This is a genomic window from Curtobacterium sp. NPDC089185, from assembly GCF_040685235.1.
Taxonomy (GTDB): Bacteria; Actinomycetota; Actinomycetes; order Actinomycetales; family Microbacteriaceae; genus Curtobacterium; species Curtobacterium citri.
On the sequence record NZ_JBFBHK010000001.1, the window covers coordinates 295,424 to 311,011 of the forward strand.

The window sequence follows — 15,588 nt, forward strand, 5'->3', positions numbered from 1 at the left end:
TCCACACCGGGAGCCGCCCGACGCTCCTCCACAGGCCGACCGGCGCACCGGTCTCCCGAGGCCCCCGACGTCGGCCCCTCCCCCTAGCGTGTCGCCCATGCACCACCCACCAACGGCATACGCAGTCCCGTTCACCGTCGACCGATCCCGGGCACCACGTCGCTACGACCTGGTGAACACCGGCTCCGAACCGCTCCACGCGATCTCGCTCACCCACCTCGGCAACGGGTACTGCCCGCCGCTCGCCGTGAACCAGCTCGACCCCGGGCGCTCGCTGTCCATCGCGGTCTTCGGTGCCGACCCCGAGCAGACCGGCATCGTCGTCGTCCGGTGGCGACGTCCCGACCGCTCCGAGTACCTCTGGCGGATGTCGCTCGTCGGTGACCGTCTGGTCGGACTCGCCTGCTGACGGCGGGCACGGCCGACGCCGTGCCGTCAGGACGCGCCGCGCGCCGCAGCCTCCTCGTGCCAGCGAGCCACCAGCTGGTCCACCGCGGTGTGCAGGCGGGCGGTCGCCACGCCGGGTGTGGTGTCGCCGAAGTAGTGCTGCACCCAGCGCCGGAGCTTCGCGAGCTCCTCCGCGTCGGTCGCGGCAGCGTCCACCCGGGCGACGACGTCCTCCGCGTCGGCGGCGTGCAACCAGTCCGCGTCGCCGAGGTACCCGCGCTCGTCGACGTCGGCGCCCGGGGCGGCCGGCCGTGTCACGATGAGCGGCTTCCCGACGGCCAGCCGGTCGTAGATCATCGCGCTGATGTCCGTGACGGCGACGTCGGCGTCGGCGAGCTGCCACCCGAGCTCGGGCCCGTCGTCGTACACGTGGTGGGCCGCCGGATCGGCCGCGTTCGCCGTCGTGATCGCGGCGACGATGCGCTCGTGCGCGGCGCGGTAGGTCGGGTCGAGCACGCCGCTGCGCGGGTGCGGCCGGTAGACGAGCCGGTGCCGCGGGGACGCCAGCAGTCGCTCCGCGAGCGTCACGCCGTGCGTCGCGATCGACCCGTAGGCCGCCGCCGCCCGGTCGCCCTCCCACGTCGGCGCGTAGAGCACGACCGTGCGGTCGTCCGCGGGGTAGGGCACGGCACCGGCGAAGTGGTCCGCCTGGGGGCGGCCGATGGCGGTCGTCCGCGCGTCGACGTCGTAGCCCCAGAGCGCCGCGGCCAGGCGCTCGCGTGCCGCGTCACCTGCGATCAGGGCGTGGTCGTACGCCTTGAACTGGTTCGTCGTCATGTACATCTTGTCGCTCTCGCCGTGGTTGACGAAGACGTGCCACATGCGGCCGTACCGCATCATCTGGAAGTTGCGGGCGTTCTGGTTGACGTACAGGACGATCTTCGGAGCCTGCTCGTCGACGAACCGTTCGAGGTCGACGACCTGACGGGCGTACACCACGGGGACGGGCGACTCGTCGAGCAGCGTGGTCATGGTGCCGGGACTGCGGGAGACGATGGCCACCGGGTGCTCGGCGGCGAGCTCGGCCAGCGGGGCGTACCACTGCCGCACCTGGTACATGTTCACCGGGCCGTCGGCGAAGTACACCGCGATCTCGATCGATCCCGGTGCGAGGGCGGGCACGGACGGCAGCCGTCGGGCGAGTTCGCGACGACTGCGTCGCGAAGCCACCAGGCGCTGGGCGAGGCGGATGGCGGTCCGGATGTCCTTCATGACGGGCATGGTGGTCCTCAGGGTACGTCGGTGGTGCTGTCGGGCTCCGGAGTGGCCGCGGTCAGACGACCGGCGGGCGACCCGCCAGCGTCATCCGGCCGATGGTCAACCACCCCATCGTGTGCGCCGCACCGCAGTCGGCGGTCCAGCCCTCGCGCACGCCGGCGAGCCAGGTGCGCAGTCGTCCGGGGTGTCGCCACCAGCGCGCGACCTGGATCGCGGCCCACGAGCCGACGTACAGCGGACGGAGCACCGCGGGCAGGTTGCGCCGGGCGAGGAACACCCGGTTCCGGGCGTTCAGCCGGATGTACTCGGTGTGCCGAGCGGGGTCGATCGCGGGGTGGTGGGCGACGAGGTCCCCGGCGTACCAGGCGCGTCGACCGGCATCCCAGACGCGCCACGCGAGCTCGATGCCCTCGTGGGCGTAGAAGTACGGCGCACCCCAGCCGCCGACCGCGCGGTAGACGTCCATCGGCAGGACCACGGCGCCCTCCCAGACGGAGAACACCGGCGACGAGTCCGTCGGTGCGCCCTTCCGGATGCGCGGCACCCAGCGGCGGGGGTTGGCGACACCGGTCGGGTCGACCACCCGGGGCTGCACGAGTCCGAGCGACGGGTCCCGTTCGAACAGCGCGACGGCGTCGCGCAGGAAGGTCGGCGACGGGATCGAGGCGTCGTCGTCGAGGAAGAACACGTGGTCGCCGTCCACGACCTCGGCGCCGGCGTTGCGACCGGCCGGGATCCCGACGTTCTCCGGCAGTGCGAGCGCACGCACGCCCTCCGGCAGACCGGTGGGCGCCCAGCCGTTGCCGACGCAGACGACGTCGAGCTCGACGTCCTGCTGTGCGAGGACGCTCTCCAGGCCCCGGCGGAGGTCGTCCGGCCGGGTGCCCTGCGACAGGCTGACGACGGCGATGCGGGGCCGCTCGCGGTGCGGGACCGCGTGGCGCCGGGTCGTGCCGGGCGTCACGCCCGGACCCGCTTCGACGAGATGATCGCGAGGAAGTGTCCGGCGGTCGCCAGGACCGCGAGCGGCAGCAGCGCGCCGACGAGGATCCGGTCGGCGAGCGGATGGCCGATCACCAGTCCGAGCAGGGCGAAGACGAACGCCAGGATCGACAGCTCGACCGAGTGGTACAGCCGGTGGAACGGCAGGAAGCGCGCGGCCTTGCGGAGCGACGCGAGCCGCCGACCGGAGGGCACGGTGCCGGCGTCACGGCGGTCGACGAGCTTCTCGAGCCCGGCGTTCGCACGGGCGACGTGCACCATGTCGTTGAGCGCCTTGTTGAGCACGATCACGAGTCCGAGGGCGCAACCGATGGTCGTCCACATCCAGTCCGCACCGTGGATCGGCCACGTGGCCGCCCGGACGCCGAGCGCGATCGGGATGAGCCCCTCGGTCGTGTAGTGCCCGACCTTGTCGAGGAACACGCCGGCCGGCGACCGGGTGCCCCGCCACCGCGCGACCTCGCCGTCGCAGCAGTCGACGAGCATCTGCAGCTGTCCGAGCACGAGGGCGAGCAGCGCCCCCCAGATCCCCGGGATCAGCAGTGCGGCGGCGACGCTCCAGCCGACCAGGATCATGAGGCCGGTCACCTGGTTCGCCGAGACCCGCGTCCTCAGCAGCAGCCAGGTCAGGTACGGGGAGACGTCGCGCAGGTACAGCGACGCCGTCCAGTGCTCCGCGTTCGCGCGCGAGCGGACCTCGTCCGGCTGGGCGACCGCGCGGAGCTCCGCGATCGAGGAGGGCCGGGCGCTGCCGCGGCCGGTGGTGTCGTCGGTCAAGGTCAGGTCACCGTCCCGTGTGCGTGGTCAGCTCGGAGGTCCGGGTGAGGAACCCGATGATGAAGCCGATCCCCCAGCCGACGTGGATGCACGGGAGCACGACGATCAGCCAGAGCATGGTCGACGGGCCCGAGCGCCGCGCCACGAGGACGGCACCGAGCACGACGAAGACGAGGTAGACCGCGGGGACGACGAACCCGAGCATCGCCCAGGCGACCGGGGACCCGAGCACGGCACCCACGATCCCGACGATGCCGGCGAGCACACCGAGGCCCATCGCGGCGACCATCGCCGGGGGCACGAAGTACCGCAGCCCGTTGTTCGCGGGGAACCGGCGGGCGAGCTCTCCGCGCCACAGGCCGGTGGCCACGAACTGCCGTCCGAGCCGTCGCAGACTCGGCCGCGGACGGTAGGTCACGACGAGCTCGGGGGTGAACCACACCGTGCCACCGGTCTGGCGGAGACGCCGGTTCAGCTCCCAGTCCTGCCCGCGCTTGATGCCCTCGTCGAACAGGCCGACCGCGAACAGGCGCTCGCGACGGAAGACACCCAGGTACGCGGTCTCGGCCGGACCCGCCTTCCCACCGACGTGGTGGGGCGTGCCACCCAGACCGACGCGGCTGCCGTAGGCCAGGGCCACTGCGCGCTCGAACGGCGTCCGCCCCTCGGCGTGCATGATCCCGCCGACGTTGTCGGCACCGGACTCGAGCAGCACGCGGACCGCGGTGCGCGTGTAGTCGGCCGGCAGCACCGAGTGCGCGTCGACGCGGATCACGACGGGGTGCACCGACGCCCGGATGGCGACGTTCAGGCCGGCCGGCGTCGAGCCGACGACGTTCTCGACCGCACGCACACGGGGATCGGCGGCGCTCATCTCCGCGACCAGCTCGTTCGTGCCGTCGATCGACGGGCCGAGGGCGAGGATGACCTCGAACGGGCCGGCGTAGTCCTGCTCGAGCAGGCTCGCGACCGCTGCGCGGACCTCGGTGACCTCGTTGAGCACCGGCATCACGTACGAGACCCCGGGCAGGGGCTGTCCGTCTGTCTGCATGCGGTCCTCGGGATCGGGGCTGGTGCGCGGGGCGCACCACGACGGGGCACCGCCCCGGAGAGCAGCCCTGAGCCTATCAAGCGGCCGGAGCGCCCACCTGCGCCGCTCCTGGCACCCGTGCACAGCACCGGACGACGGGAACGACGGACGGGAGGTGGGCCCCGCCCGGCCGGTACCGGCGCGGCACGGAGCCTGCGGAGTGCCGTGACGGCCGAGACGGGAGGGACAGTGCCAGCCGGCACCGCGCCTCCCGTCCGTCGTGTCCCGCGTCAGCCCTTGTAGGTGCCGAGCGTCACGTTCGTCTCGCGGGTCTCCCCGCCGCGCACGTAGGTGATCGTCGTCTTCGCGCCGCCCGCGAAGTACCGGACCTGCGCGGTGAGGTCGGTCGCGTCGGAGACGGTCGCGGACCCGATCTTCGTGACGACGTCGCCCTTCTGGAGGCCGGCGTCGGCCGCCGCGCCACCGGACGACACCGACTTGATGAGCGCGCCCATCTGGGTGGCGTTGGCGTCCTCGGAGGCGTCGCCCACCGTCGCGCCGAGCAGACCGTGCGTGGCGGACCCGTTCTCGCGGATCTCGTTCGCGACCCGCTCCACCAGGTTCGACGGGATCGAGAAGCCGACGCCGATGCTGCCCGACTGCGAGTCGGACGACTGGGAGCTGCCGGCGCTCGCGATCGCCACGTTGATGCCGATGAGCTTGCCCTTGGAGTCGAGCAGCGCACCACCCGAGTTGCCCGGGTTGATCGGCGCGTCGGTCTGGATGACCGGGAGCGAGACCGTGGTCTTGGTGCCGGAGCCGCCACCGTTGCCCGGGAACTCGAACGGGCTGCCGTTGCCGTTGCCGCCCTCGTTCGAGTCGCCGCCCTGGCTGGGGGCGCTCGACGCGACCTGGATGCTGCGGTCGAGGGTCGACACGATGCCGTCGGTGACGGTGTTGGAAAGGCCGAGCGGTGCACCGATCGCGACCGCGGTGTCGCCGACGTTGAGGTCGGACGAGTCGGCGAACGAGATCGGCTTCATGTCGGTCGCGTCGATCTTGATGACAGCGAGGTCGACGGTCGGGTCCGTGCCGACGAGCTTCGCCGGGTAGATCTTGCCGTCGGACGTCGTCACGGTGATGGTGCCGTTCGCGCTGTCGCCGTCGAGCGTCACCACGTGGGTGTTCGTGACGATGTAGCCGTCCTTGCTGAACACGACGCCGGAGCCGGTGCCGCCGGCGGAGCCCGACGACACGTTGATCGTGACGACGGACGGGGTGGCCTGTGCGGCGACCGCGGTGACCACGGTGGCGTTGTTGTAGTCGTTGACCGTGAGGTTGCCACCGCTCTGCGACGAGCCGGAACCGACGACGGTGCCGCTGCCGCCGTGCGACGCACCCGCGGCCCAGCCGGCGCCACCGCCGACGAGGCCGGCGAGGACGAGGCCGGCGACGATCGGCAGGACGAGCTTGTTGCGGCCCTCACGCTGCTTCGTCGTCGAACCGGCGGCTGCTCCCGCCGCGGCGCCCGTGGCGGCACCGCCGAAGTAGTGGCCGTTGCGCTGGTTCGAGCCGTCGACGTCGCCGAAGGCGCTGGCGGAGGCCGGGGCCTGGGCGGAGCCGGGGTACTGGGCACTGCTCGGGTACTGGGCGCTGCTCGGGTACTGGGCGTCGTGGGTCGTGCCGTACCGGGAGTCGCCCTGTGCGTACTCGCCGTAGCGCGGCTGGCCGTACTGGTCCTGGCCGTACTGACCCTGGCTCTGTCCGTACTGGCTCTGCCCGTACTGACCCTGGCTCTGGCCGTACTGACCCTGGCCCTGGCCGTACTGACCCTGGTCCTGGCCGTACCGGCTCTGGCCGTACTGACCCTGGTCCTGGCCGTACTGGCTCTGCCCGTACTGCTGCTGGCCGTACTGACCCTGGTCCTGGCCGTACTGGCTCTGCCCGTACTGCTGCTGGCCGTGGTGGCCGTTGTCCGACCCGTACGGGCTCGTCTGCTGCGAGTCGGTGTCCGACCGGCCGCCGATCGTCGGGTAGGGCGCCGTGTACCGGTCGGTCGGGTGGTCCCCCGGCGTCGAGATGACGTCGGTCTCGTCGGCGCGAGCGTGGCCGATGACGTCGGTGTGGTCGTGGTCCGCGGGGCGCGAGTTCGGCTCCTGGGAGGCGTCCGGCGCCGACGTGCCCTCGCCGGAGGTGTCGCGCGGGGCGTCCTCGGCTTCGGCCCGGTGGTCGGTGTCCTGGGGGCGGTTCTCGTCGCCCTGGCCGTGAGGCGTGGTGTCGGTCATGCTGGACGTGCTCCTTTCAAGCTCGTGCAGTCTTCCGGACCCACCTGTGCGGTGCTCCTGCTGGGGCTGCAAGCGACCTATGGCGATCTTATGCGTCGGCTGTGGGAGGCTCCCGGGCTCGGTGCCGCCCGAGCGCTAGGTTGGGACGGACCGCGACGTCGAGCGCACGGAGGACCCATGCACCGCACCGGACCGTGGCTGCGCGCCGCCGAGGGGGCCATGCTGCTCGGCCCGGACGGCGTCCCCGCGCCGACCGTGTTCGCCGAGATGAGCGCCCTGGCCGCCGCCACCGGCGCCGTGAACCTCGGACAGGGCTTCCCCGACGAGGACGGCCCCGCCGTCGTGCTCGACGCGGCCGTCGAGGCCATCCGGCAGGGCGTCAACCAGTACCCGCCCGGCCGGGGCACCCCGGGGCTCCGCGCCGCCGTCGCCGAGCACCAGTCGCACTGGTACGGGATCGACGTCGATCCCGAGCGTGATGTCCTCGTCACCGCCGGCGCGACCGAGGCCCTCGCCGCCACGCTGCTCGCCTTCGTCGAACCCGGGGACGAGGTCGTCACCTTCGAGCCCTTCTACGACGCGTACGGTGCGCTGATCCGGCTCGCCGGGGGCACGCACGTCACGGTGCCGCTCACCGCACCGGACTTCCTGCCCGACGAGGACACCCTGCGCGCCGCGTTCTCCGACCGGACCCGGGTCGTCCTGGTGAACACGCCGCACAACCCCACCGGCCGGGTGCTCCCCCGCGAGGTCCTGGCCACCGTCGTCGAGCTCGCCGAGCGGTACGACGCGCTCATCGTCACGGACGAGGTGTACGAGCACCTGACCTTCGCCACGCCGCACGTGCCGATCGCGACGCTCCCCGGAGCCGGCGAGCGGACCGTGACGATCTCGAGCGCTGGCAAGACCTTCAGCACCACGGGCTGGAAGATCGGCTGGCTCACCGCCGCACCGGCGCTCGTCGAGGCGATCGTGTCGGTGAAGCAGTACCTGACGTTCGTCAACGGCGCTCCGTTCCAGCCCGCCGTCGCCGTCGGACTCCGACTGCCGGACGAGGTCTTCCACGGCATCGCGCAGGACCTCGCCGCCAAGCACGACCTGCTCGCCGCCGGCCTCCGGTCCGCCGGGTTCGACGTGCTGCGACCGGACGGCGGCTACTTCGTCATCGCCGACACCGCGCCCCTCGGCCACGAGGACGCCCGTGCGTTCTGCCTCCGCCTCCCGGAGCTCGCCGGCGTGGTCGGCGTCCCGGTCTCCGCGTTCGTCCGGCCGGAACACGCGTCGGGCTACCGGTCCCTCGTCCGGTTCGCGTTCTGCAAGCGGCGGAGCGTGCTCGCCGAGGCGGCGACGCGCCTCGCGGCACTCGCACCAGCGCGCTGAGCCGCCGCGCCCCGACCGGCTGCGTGCTGACCGGCTGCGTGCCGGTCGCGCAGCGCCCCCGTTCGGACCCATGTCCGCGCCGAGCGGGCGAATCCTGCGCCGGTGACCGCCCGGCGTCCACCCCGCCCCTCCCCGCACGCACGAACCCGCCCGCTTGGCTGCGAGCGGGCGGAACACGTCAGGCGGCCGTGCCGTCGCCGTCGCTTCCGCCCGCTCGCCGGCCCCGACGTCCAAGTCGTCCACGAGATGCACGCCTTCCGCCCACGTCCACGAACGGGCGGAACGTGCTCGCACGGCGCCGTCCCCGCGACGCTTCCGCCCGCTCGCGCGCCGGACGCGAGGACGGTCACCCCGACGGGAGCACCCGACTGCACGAGCGGGCGGGACGTGCGCCATCGCCGACGCCCTGGCGCCTCCTCCGCCCGCTCGCCGCCCAGCCCGCGCACCCTGGGGCCCGGAGAGCCGTCGGGTACCGGACCGTGGCTGCCCCGGCCGGGACTCAGCCCCGCGGCACCACGTCGAAGCGCCGGAGCGCCAGGGACGGGTTGACCGCACGGACCCCCTCGGTCGTCGCGGTGTCGATCGTCGCCACCAGCAGGCCCGGAGCAGCACCGGCTGCCGCGACCGCGACGCCCGACGGGTCGACGACGACGGACCCGCCGATCCCCACCGGACCGGTCTGGCCGACGCCGACCACCCAGACGGTGTTCTCGATCGCCCGCGCGGTGAGCAGCGTGCGCCAGTGGTGCTCCTTGCCCGGACCGCGGACCCACTCGGCCGGCAGGACGACGACGTCGGCGCCGCCGGTCTCCGGAGCTGCGAGCCGTCGGGTCACCTCGGGGAAGCGCAGGTCGTAGCAGGTCTCCAGCCCGATCCGCACCCCGCCGAGCTCGAAGACGGGGACCTGGTCGACCGCGCCGGACTCGATCCGGTCGGACTCCCGCGACCCGAAGGCGTCGTACAGGTGCACCTTCCGGTAGGTCGCGCCGATCGACCCGTCGGGGTGTACCGCGACGAGGGTGTTGCGGAACCGACCCGACACGTCGGCCGTCTCGGCCACGCCGACCACGAGCGCGATGCCGACCGTCCGCGCCACCTCGCGCAGCCCGGACACGAACGGCCCGTCGAGCGGTTCCGCTGCTGCGACGAACCGGTCGTCGATCTCGGCGGCGAACCACGACGTGTACTCGGGTGTGACCAGCAGGTCGGCGCCACGGGCGGCAGCGTCCTCGGCGGCGGACCGGACGGTTCCGAGGTTCGCGAGGGTGTCGTCGACGGGGGCGAACTGCGCGGCGGCGATCGTGAGGGTGCCCATCCGGTGAGCGTACCCGGGCGCCGCACACGACGAAGGCCCCGGTCCGAGTGGACCGGGGCCTTCTGGTGACGCTTGGTTGCGGGGGCAGGATTTGAACCTACGACCTCTGGGTTATGAGCCCAGCGAGCTACCGAACTGCTCCACCCCGCGGCACGTCTTACAGCCTACACACGCCCGTGGCGGGGCACAAATCGAGTGCCCCGCCACGGCGTGTCAGTTGCCGCTGTCGGCTTCGGTGGCGGCCTGGATCGCCCGCTGCAGGCGCTCGTCCGCCTCGGCAGCGGCGACCAGGTCGTTGTCCGCGTACGCCTGCTGGCGGTCGTCGAGCGCGCTCTTGGCGTCGTTCAGCGCCTTCTGCAGCGCCTGGTTCGCGGTGCCGCTCGACGAGCCGCCGCTCGCGCCACCCGAGGTCCCACCGGTGGATCCGCTCGAGGAGCCGCCGTCGGACGTGTCGGATCCGGAGTCCGTGGACCCCGAGCCGGAACCGTCCGCGGCTCCCTGGTCGCCAGCAGCCGCGCCGGAGTCACCGTCGAACAGGCTGTTCAGTGCCTGGTCGAGGGTGTCCTCGAACGCGATCTTGTCGCCGAAGGCCACGAGCACCTTCTGCAGCAGCGGGTAGGAACCGCTCGACGTCGACTGCACGTAGACGGGCTGCACGTAGAGGAAGCCGCCACCGACCGGCAGGGTCAGCAGGTTGCCCTGCTTCACCGTGGAGTTACCCCGCTTCAGGATGTTCAGCTCCTGCGACACGGTGGTGTCACCGTTGAAGAGGCTCTGCACCTGCGCAGGACCCGGGATGTTGTCGGTCTTCGGCATCGTCAGGAGCGTGAGCTTGCCGTAGTTGGCACCCTTCTCGCCCTTGCCGGCACCACCGGCGTCCGAGTCGACCGCCAGGTACCCGGTGAGCACGTTGCGGTTGTTCGCCCCGGCCGACTGCTGCGGGATGTAGGTCGTGTAGAGCGAGTACGCGGTGTCCTGCCCCGGGACCTTCATCGTCAGGTAGTACGGGTCCTGCAGGTTGCCCTGCGTCGCCGTGGTCTGGGTGCCGAGCGCGTTGGTCGTCGTCTGCGAGACGTTGTCCGCCGTCGAGTCGGTGTCGCTCTCGGTCGTGCCCGTCGTGGTCTCCTGCGGCGTGTTCCACGCGTCGTCACCCGAGTAGAACGAGTTCGCGTTGGTCACGTGGTACGTGCCGAGGATGGACCGCTGCACCTTGAACAGGTCGGTCGGGTAGCGCACGTGGTCGAGCAGCTCGGCACTCATCTGCGACACCGGCTCCGTCGTGCCGGGGAAGATCTTCTGCCAGGTCTTCAGCACCGGGTCCTGGGTGTCCCACGCGTAGAGCGTGACCTTGCCCGTGTAGGCGTCGACGGTGGCCTTCACCGAGTTGCGGATGTAGTTCACCTGGTCGGTGCGGAACGCCGAGGAGTCCGTGCCGTTGACACTGTCCGACATGCTCTGGCTCTGCGAGTACGGGTACGCGTCGCTCGTCGTGTAGCCGTCCACGATCCACTGGATGCGGTGGTCGACGATCGCCGGGTAGGCGTCGCCGTCGAGCTTCAGGTAGGGCGCGACCTTCTGCACACGCTGGATCGGGTCGCGGTCGTAGAGGATCTGCGAGTCGCGGTTGACGGCGTCGGAGAGCAGGATCTGCTCGGACTGGAACTTCGCCGCGTAGACGAGCCGGTTGAAGAACCCGCCGAGGCTCGGTCCGCCGTTGCCCTGGTACGTCGTCGTGGCGTTCCCGCCGTCGCTGTCGTCCGAACCGGCCGGGTAGTCGAGCTCGACGTTCTTCGTCCCCTCGGGGCCGCCGACGATCGAGTAGGGCGGCGAGGACTCGCCGAAGTACACGCGCTGCTGGTAGTCGCCGAGGGCGCCGTTCGCCGGGATGCCCGACTCGAGGAACACCGGCTTGCCGTCGCTCGCGCGCTGGTTGCCGTAGGCGGCGGTGACGCCGAAACCGTGCGTGTAGACGAACGTGCGGTTGTACTGCGTGTTCGCCTGGGCGCTGAGGCCCTCGAGGTCGATGTCGCGGACCGCGATCACCGTGTCCTCGGTCTGCCCGTCCACGTCGTACCGGTCGACGTCGAGCTCCCGCGGGAACTGGTAGTACTGCCGGTACTGCTGCAGCTGGCTGAAGGTGTCGGGGACGATCTTCGGGTCGATCAGGCGGATGTTCGCCGTGGTCTGCGCGTCCTGCGCGAGCGCCCCCGAGGTGACCTCGGTGGTGGCGTCGTAGTTCTGCTCCTGCACGCCGCTCACCCCGTAGGCGTCGCGCGTGGCCTTGATGTTGCGCTCGATGAACGCGGACTCGTAGGTGCGCTCGGAGGGCTTGACCTGGATGCGTTGCACGATCCAGGGGTAGATCCCGCCGATGACGATGGCGGCGACCAGCAGCAGGCCGGTGCCGACGATCGAGATGCGCCAGCGGCCGATGACCGCGGTCACGATGAAGAGGATCGCGACGATGGCGGCGATGCCCGCCATGATCTCGCGCCCGGGGATCACCGCGTTGACGTCGGTGTACTGCGCACCGGTGATGAGCGGATTGTCCTTCGTCAGCGCGGCGTACTGGTCGAGCCAGAGGCTGACGGCCTGGAGCGCGACGTAGACGGCGGCCGTGACGGCCAGCTGGATGCGCGCCGCCCGCGAGATGCGGACCTCGCGCCCGCCGAAGCGGAGCGCACCGTAGAGGTAGGTCGCGGCGAGCGCGGCGATGCCGGCGAGGAGGACGACGGCCGACGAGTACGCAACGATCGAGCGCCAGAAGGGGAGCTCGAAGACGTAGAAGCCGATGTCCAGACCGAACTGCGGGTCCTTCTTGCCGAACGACGTCCGGTTGAAGTACTCGAGGACCATGCTCCACCGACCGGCGGTCGCGAGCCCGGCGAAGAGGCCGAGCACCACCGGGATGCCGATCACGACGGCCCGGCGCAGCGGCTCGATGACCTGCTGGTAGCGGTCGAGCTGCGAGTTGAGCTTGGCGTAGACGGGACGGAACCGGTACGCGAGCGCGATGCTCACGTACACCGGGACGGCCATGCCGAGGAACCCGGCCACGAACATCAGGGTGCTCGCGACCCACCTCGTGGTGAGGACCTGCTGGAAGCCGAGCTGCGCGAACCACGCGTAGTCGGTGTACAGGCTGGCGAAGATGAAGAAGCCGATCACCAGTGCGGCCAGCACGATGATCGTGACCACGATCGGGACCCGCGGCGAGCGCCGCCCAGAAGGAGAGGGACCCGAGGTGGACGAGGTTGTCGTCACTTGATGTGCTCCAGACGTGTCGGACCGGCGGGCCCGGCGCGGCGGGCCGTCAGTGCACCGATCCTACGGGTCCCCGCCGACAGCCAAGCTGTGCGGGGACTCAGGAAGGTGATCCGCTCCTCCAGGCCGTCCGGACGGGAGGCGCGGATCGCGACGTGCGCGCACGTCGCGGGTATCCGGTGGTCGGTCCTACGACGTGCAGCGCGCGAGACCGGCGGTGCTCTTCCCCGACGCGATGGTCTGCAGGTCGGTGACCGCCTGGTCCAGCGTCGCGACCTTGTACACGTCGAGCCCGTCGGGGACGTGACCGACGACCTCGTCGCAGTTCTCGGCGGGTGCGAGGAAGACGGTCGCGCCGGCGTCCTTCGCGCCGTACAGCTTCTGGCGGATGCCACCGATCGGTCCGACCTCGCCGTCGGCCGTGATGGTGCCGGTCCCGGCGACGTGCTCGCCGCCGTTCAGCTCGCCGGGCGTGAGCTCGTCGATGATCCCGAGCGCGAACATCATGCCCGCGGACGGACCGCCGACGTCCTGCAGGGCGATCTTCACCTCGAAGGGGAACTCGTAGTGCTCGGTGACGCCGACGCCGAGCAGTGCGGTGCCCTGCTCCTCGCGCGGGGTGACCTCGACGGTCCGGCTCGTGCCGTCGCGCTCGACGGTGACCGCCGCCGGGGACGAGGTCCCGTGGTCCGCCACCGCCGCCCGCAGCGAGCCGGCGTCGACGTTCGTGGTGAGCTGGTGCCCGTCGAAGGCCGTGATGACGTCGCCCTTGCGGAGGACGCCGTCCGCGGCGGACCCATCCTGCACCGAGCCGACCTCGAGCCGGGTGGGCAGGTCCTCGCCCTGGTGGATGAGCGCGGCGGCGACGGCCGACTGCTGCGACGACTGCATGTCCGCGGCGTCCTGCTGGTTCACCTGCTCGGTCGTGGTGCCCTCCGGGTAGACCGCGCTGGCCGGGATGACGGCCTCGGAGCGCGAGAACAGCGCCCGGATGACGCTCGTCCACGACGGCCGGTTCGTCGCGTCGCCCTGGATCCCGACGGTGAGCATGTCGAGCGCACCCGCGGTCGGGTACGTCCGCGCGCCGTCGATCTGGATGAGCTCGACGTCCTTCGCGTCCTTGCCCTGCCCCTGCCGCTGGGTGCCGATGGTGTTGTACACCGGACCCGGCACCTCGATGAGGTACGGGCTCGGCAGGAAGCTCGCCAGGAGCCCGAGCACCACGGCCCCGATGACGAACGCCCACCCGACGGTACGTGAACGGGAGCGGCGACGGGGCGCAGGGGCGAAGAGGGTCACGGACGTCCTTCCACGGGGTGGGCGCCCGCGCGTGCACGGGCTGTTCGCCCTCGGCGCAGCGGTTCGGGCGACCCCACGGGGGCATCCCAGGCGCGGTCCCGTGAGCAGCGATTAGCGTAGTCGGCATGCCTGATGAACCGCAGCGGGGTCCGGACGACGACTTCCAGGAGATGCTGCGCAAGCTGCTCTCCGGAGAGGGACAGATCGACCCGTCGCAGCTCGCGGGCGCGGCCGGCCTGCCGAACGACCCGGCGTTCGTGGCGAACCTCATGAGTCAGCTGCAGCGGGCCGCGCAGTCCGGCGGGGACGGCATCGACTTCTCGGTCGCGTCGGAGCGCGCGACCGCGATCGCCCGCGACGGCGGCCACCCGGTGGACCCGGCGACCTCGCAGGCCGCCGGGCAGGCCTTCCAGGTGGCTGCGCTGTGGCTCGACGAGGCGACCTCGGTCCCCGAGCTCACGGCGACGCCGAGCACCTGGACGCGCGAGCAGTGGGCGCGCGCGACCACCCCGGTGTGGGCGCAGATCGCCGAGCCGGTGGCGCTGAGCATCGCGAACGCCCTCACCGAGGCGATCGACCAGCGCGCGCCGGAGCAGCTCAAGGCCATGCTCGGCGACGTCTCGAAGGCGATGCGCGGCGTGGGCGGTGCCCTGTTCGCGGTCCAGCTCGGCCAGGTCGTCGGACAGCTCGCGAAGGAGGTCGTCTCGGGCGGCGACGTCGGCGTCCCGCTCCTCGACGAGCAGGTCGCGGTGCTCCTGCCGCAGAACGTCGCCGAGTTCGCCGAGGGCCTCGACGTCCCCGAGGACGAGGTCCGCATCTACCTGGCGGTCCGGGAGCTCGCGCACGCGCGGCTCTTCCGGTCGGCGAAGTGGCTCCGGCTGCACATCATCTCGTCGATCACCGACTACGCGCGCGGCATCCACATCCCGTTCGACCGGGTCGAGGAGCTCGCGTCGGAGATCGACCCGACGAACCAGGAGCAGCTCCGCGACGCACTGGCGTCGGGCGCGCTCATCCCGCCGCGCACCGCCGAGCAGGAGGCCGCGCTCGGCCGCCTCGAGACGATGCTCGCGCTCGTCGAGGGCTGGGTCGACACCGTCACCGCCGCCGCGACCGTCCGCCTGCCGCGGTCCGACGCCATCGCCGAGATGGTCCGTCGCCGCCGCGCCGCCGGTGGCCCCGCCGAGTCCGCGTTCGCGACGCTGGTCGGGCTCGAGCTGCGGCCCCGCCGCCTCCGGGAGGCCGCCGCGCTCTGGCAGCGGGTCACGGACGAGCTCGGTGCCGAGGAGCGCGACGCCCTGTGGGCGCACTTCGACGCCGTCCCGACCTCCGAGGACGTCGACGACCCGGAGGCCTTCGTCCTGCGGCTCCGCAACCCGGGCCGGTCCGCCGAGGACGACGCGTTCGACCGGGCGCTCGAGGACCTGCTCAACGACACGACCGGCGACCGTCCGCGCGAGGACGAGGCGGGTGGGATCGACGAAGCAGGCGGTCCGGAGGACGGCGGCACCCGGGACGGCGACGGGGACTCGCCCAAGTAGTTCTCCACAGATGGCGACGGCCGGTCCCCT

Annotated in this window: 11 protein-coding genes and 1 tRNA gene; 3 read left to right on the forward strand and 9 right to left on the reverse strand. The window is 71.9% G+C overall.

Annotated features, from left to right (window positions below; genetic code table 11):
- The first annotated feature begins 97 nt into the window (after nt 1-97).
- Nucleotides 98-409, forward strand: a complete 312-nt coding sequence (locus AB0N84_RS01370; RefSeq protein ID WP_289457717.1) for a hypothetical protein — start codon at nt 98-100, stop codon at nt 407-409.
- Nucleotides 410-435: 26 nt separating this feature from the next.
- Here AB0N84_RS01370 and AB0N84_RS01375 read toward each other — a convergent pair whose 3' ends face one another.
- The 5 genes from AB0N84_RS01375 to AB0N84_RS01395 all read right to left on the reverse strand — a co-directional run bounded on the left by AB0N84_RS01375 (nt 436) and on the right by AB0N84_RS01395 (nt 6,759).
- Entirely contained in the window at nt 436-1,668 is a 1,233-nt protein-coding gene (locus tag AB0N84_RS01375; protein WP_289457718.1) for a CDP-glycerol glycerophosphotransferase family protein, read from the reverse strand.
- 52 nt (nt 1,669-1,720) lie between these two features.
- Nucleotides 1,721-2,629, reverse strand: a complete 909-nt coding sequence (locus tag AB0N84_RS01380) for a glycosyltransferase (RefSeq protein WP_363543256.1) — start codon at nt 2,627-2,629, stop codon at nt 1,721-1,723.
- The gene (locus tag AB0N84_RS01385) at nt 2,626-3,444 is read right to left on the reverse strand and encodes a CDP-alcohol phosphatidyltransferase family protein (RefSeq protein ID WP_182046486.1); all 819 of its coding nucleotides are present in this window, start codon (nt 3,442-3,444) and stop codon (nt 2,626-2,628) included. The genes AB0N84_RS01380 and AB0N84_RS01385 overlap by 4 nt, the downstream gene beginning before the upstream one ends.
- Before the next feature lie 7 nt (nt 3,445-3,451).
- On the reverse strand, nt 3,452-4,495 hold the full coding sequence (locus AB0N84_RS01390) for a glycosyltransferase family 2 protein (RefSeq protein ID WP_289457721.1): 1,044 nt from the start codon (nt 4,493-4,495) through the stop codon (nt 3,452-3,454).
- Between the two features lie 269 nt (nt 4,496-4,764).
- Complete coding sequence (locus AB0N84_RS01395) at nt 4,765-6,759, reverse strand: trypsin-like peptidase domain-containing protein (RefSeq protein ID WP_363543258.1); 1,995 nt, start codon at nt 6,757-6,759, stop codon at nt 4,765-4,767.
- Between the two features lie 177 nt (nt 6,760-6,936).
- On the opposite strand from AB0N84_RS01395, the gene AB0N84_RS01400 reads away from it, so the two are divergent.
- Complete coding sequence (locus AB0N84_RS01400; protein ID WP_289457723.1) at nt 6,937-8,139, forward strand: aminotransferase class I/II-fold pyridoxal phosphate-dependent enzyme; 1,203 nt, start codon at nt 6,937-6,939, stop codon at nt 8,137-8,139.
- 499 nt (nt 8,140-8,638) lie between these two features.
- On the opposite strand, the gene AB0N84_RS01405 is transcribed toward AB0N84_RS01400, so the two are convergent.
- The 4 genes from AB0N84_RS01405 to AB0N84_RS01420 all read right to left on the reverse strand — a co-directional run bounded on the left by AB0N84_RS01405 (nt 8,639) and on the right by AB0N84_RS01420 (nt 14,017).
- Nucleotides 8,639-9,454, reverse strand: a complete 816-nt coding sequence (locus tag AB0N84_RS01405; RefSeq protein WP_363543261.1) for a carbon-nitrogen hydrolase family protein — start codon at nt 9,452-9,454, stop codon at nt 8,639-8,641.
- A gap of 73 nt (nt 9,455-9,527) precedes the next feature.
- Nucleotides 9,528-9,604 (reverse strand) — tRNA-Met (locus AB0N84_RS01410).
- 63 nt (nt 9,605-9,667) lie between these two features.
- Complete coding sequence (locus AB0N84_RS01415) at nt 9,668-12,652, reverse strand: UPF0182 family protein (protein WP_182046491.1); 2,985 nt, start codon at nt 12,650-12,652, stop codon at nt 9,668-9,670.
- A 255-nt stretch (nt 12,653-12,907) separates the two neighbouring features.
- The gene (locus AB0N84_RS01420) at nt 12,908-14,017 is read right to left on the reverse strand and encodes a S16 family serine protease (protein WP_182046492.1); all 1,110 of its coding nucleotides are present in this window, start codon (nt 14,015-14,017) and stop codon (nt 12,908-12,910) included.
- Nucleotides 14,018-14,142: 125 nt separating this feature from the next.
- Here AB0N84_RS01420 and AB0N84_RS01425 point away from each other — a divergent pair, with 125 nt between their 5' ends.
- Nucleotides 14,143-15,558 (forward strand): zinc-dependent metalloprotease, encoded by a 1,416-nt coding sequence (locus AB0N84_RS01425; protein ID WP_363543263.1) that lies wholly within the window; start codon nt 14,143-14,145, stop codon nt 15,556-15,558.
- Nucleotides 15,559-15,588: the final 30 nt, after the last annotated feature.

Coding starts and splice junctions, on each gene's coding strand:
- AB0N84_RS01425 (WP_363543263.1), top strand. CDS start 14,143: ATGCCTGATGAACCGCAGCGGGGTCCGGACGACGACTTCCAGGAGATG.
- AB0N84_RS01400 (WP_289457723.1), top strand. CDS start 6,937: ATGCACCGCACCGGACCGTGGCTGCGCGCCGCCGAGGGGGCCATGCTG.
- AB0N84_RS01370 (WP_289457717.1), top strand. CDS start 98: ATGCACCACCCACCAACGGCATACGCAGTCCCGTTCACCGTCGACCGA.
- AB0N84_RS01390 (WP_289457721.1), bottom strand. CDS start 4,495: ATGCAGACAGACGGACAGCCCCTGCCCGGGGTCTCGTACGTGATGCCG.
- AB0N84_RS01405 (WP_363543261.1), bottom strand. CDS start 9,454: ATGGGCACCCTCACGATCGCCGCCGCGCAGTTCGCCCCCGTCGACGAC.
- AB0N84_RS01395 (WP_363543258.1), bottom strand. CDS start 6,759: ATGACCGACACCACGCCTCACGGCCAGGGCGACGAGAACCGCCCCCAG.
- AB0N84_RS01375 (WP_289457718.1), bottom strand. CDS start 1,668: ATGCCCGTCATGAAGGACATCCGGACCGCCATCCGCCTCGCCCAGCGC.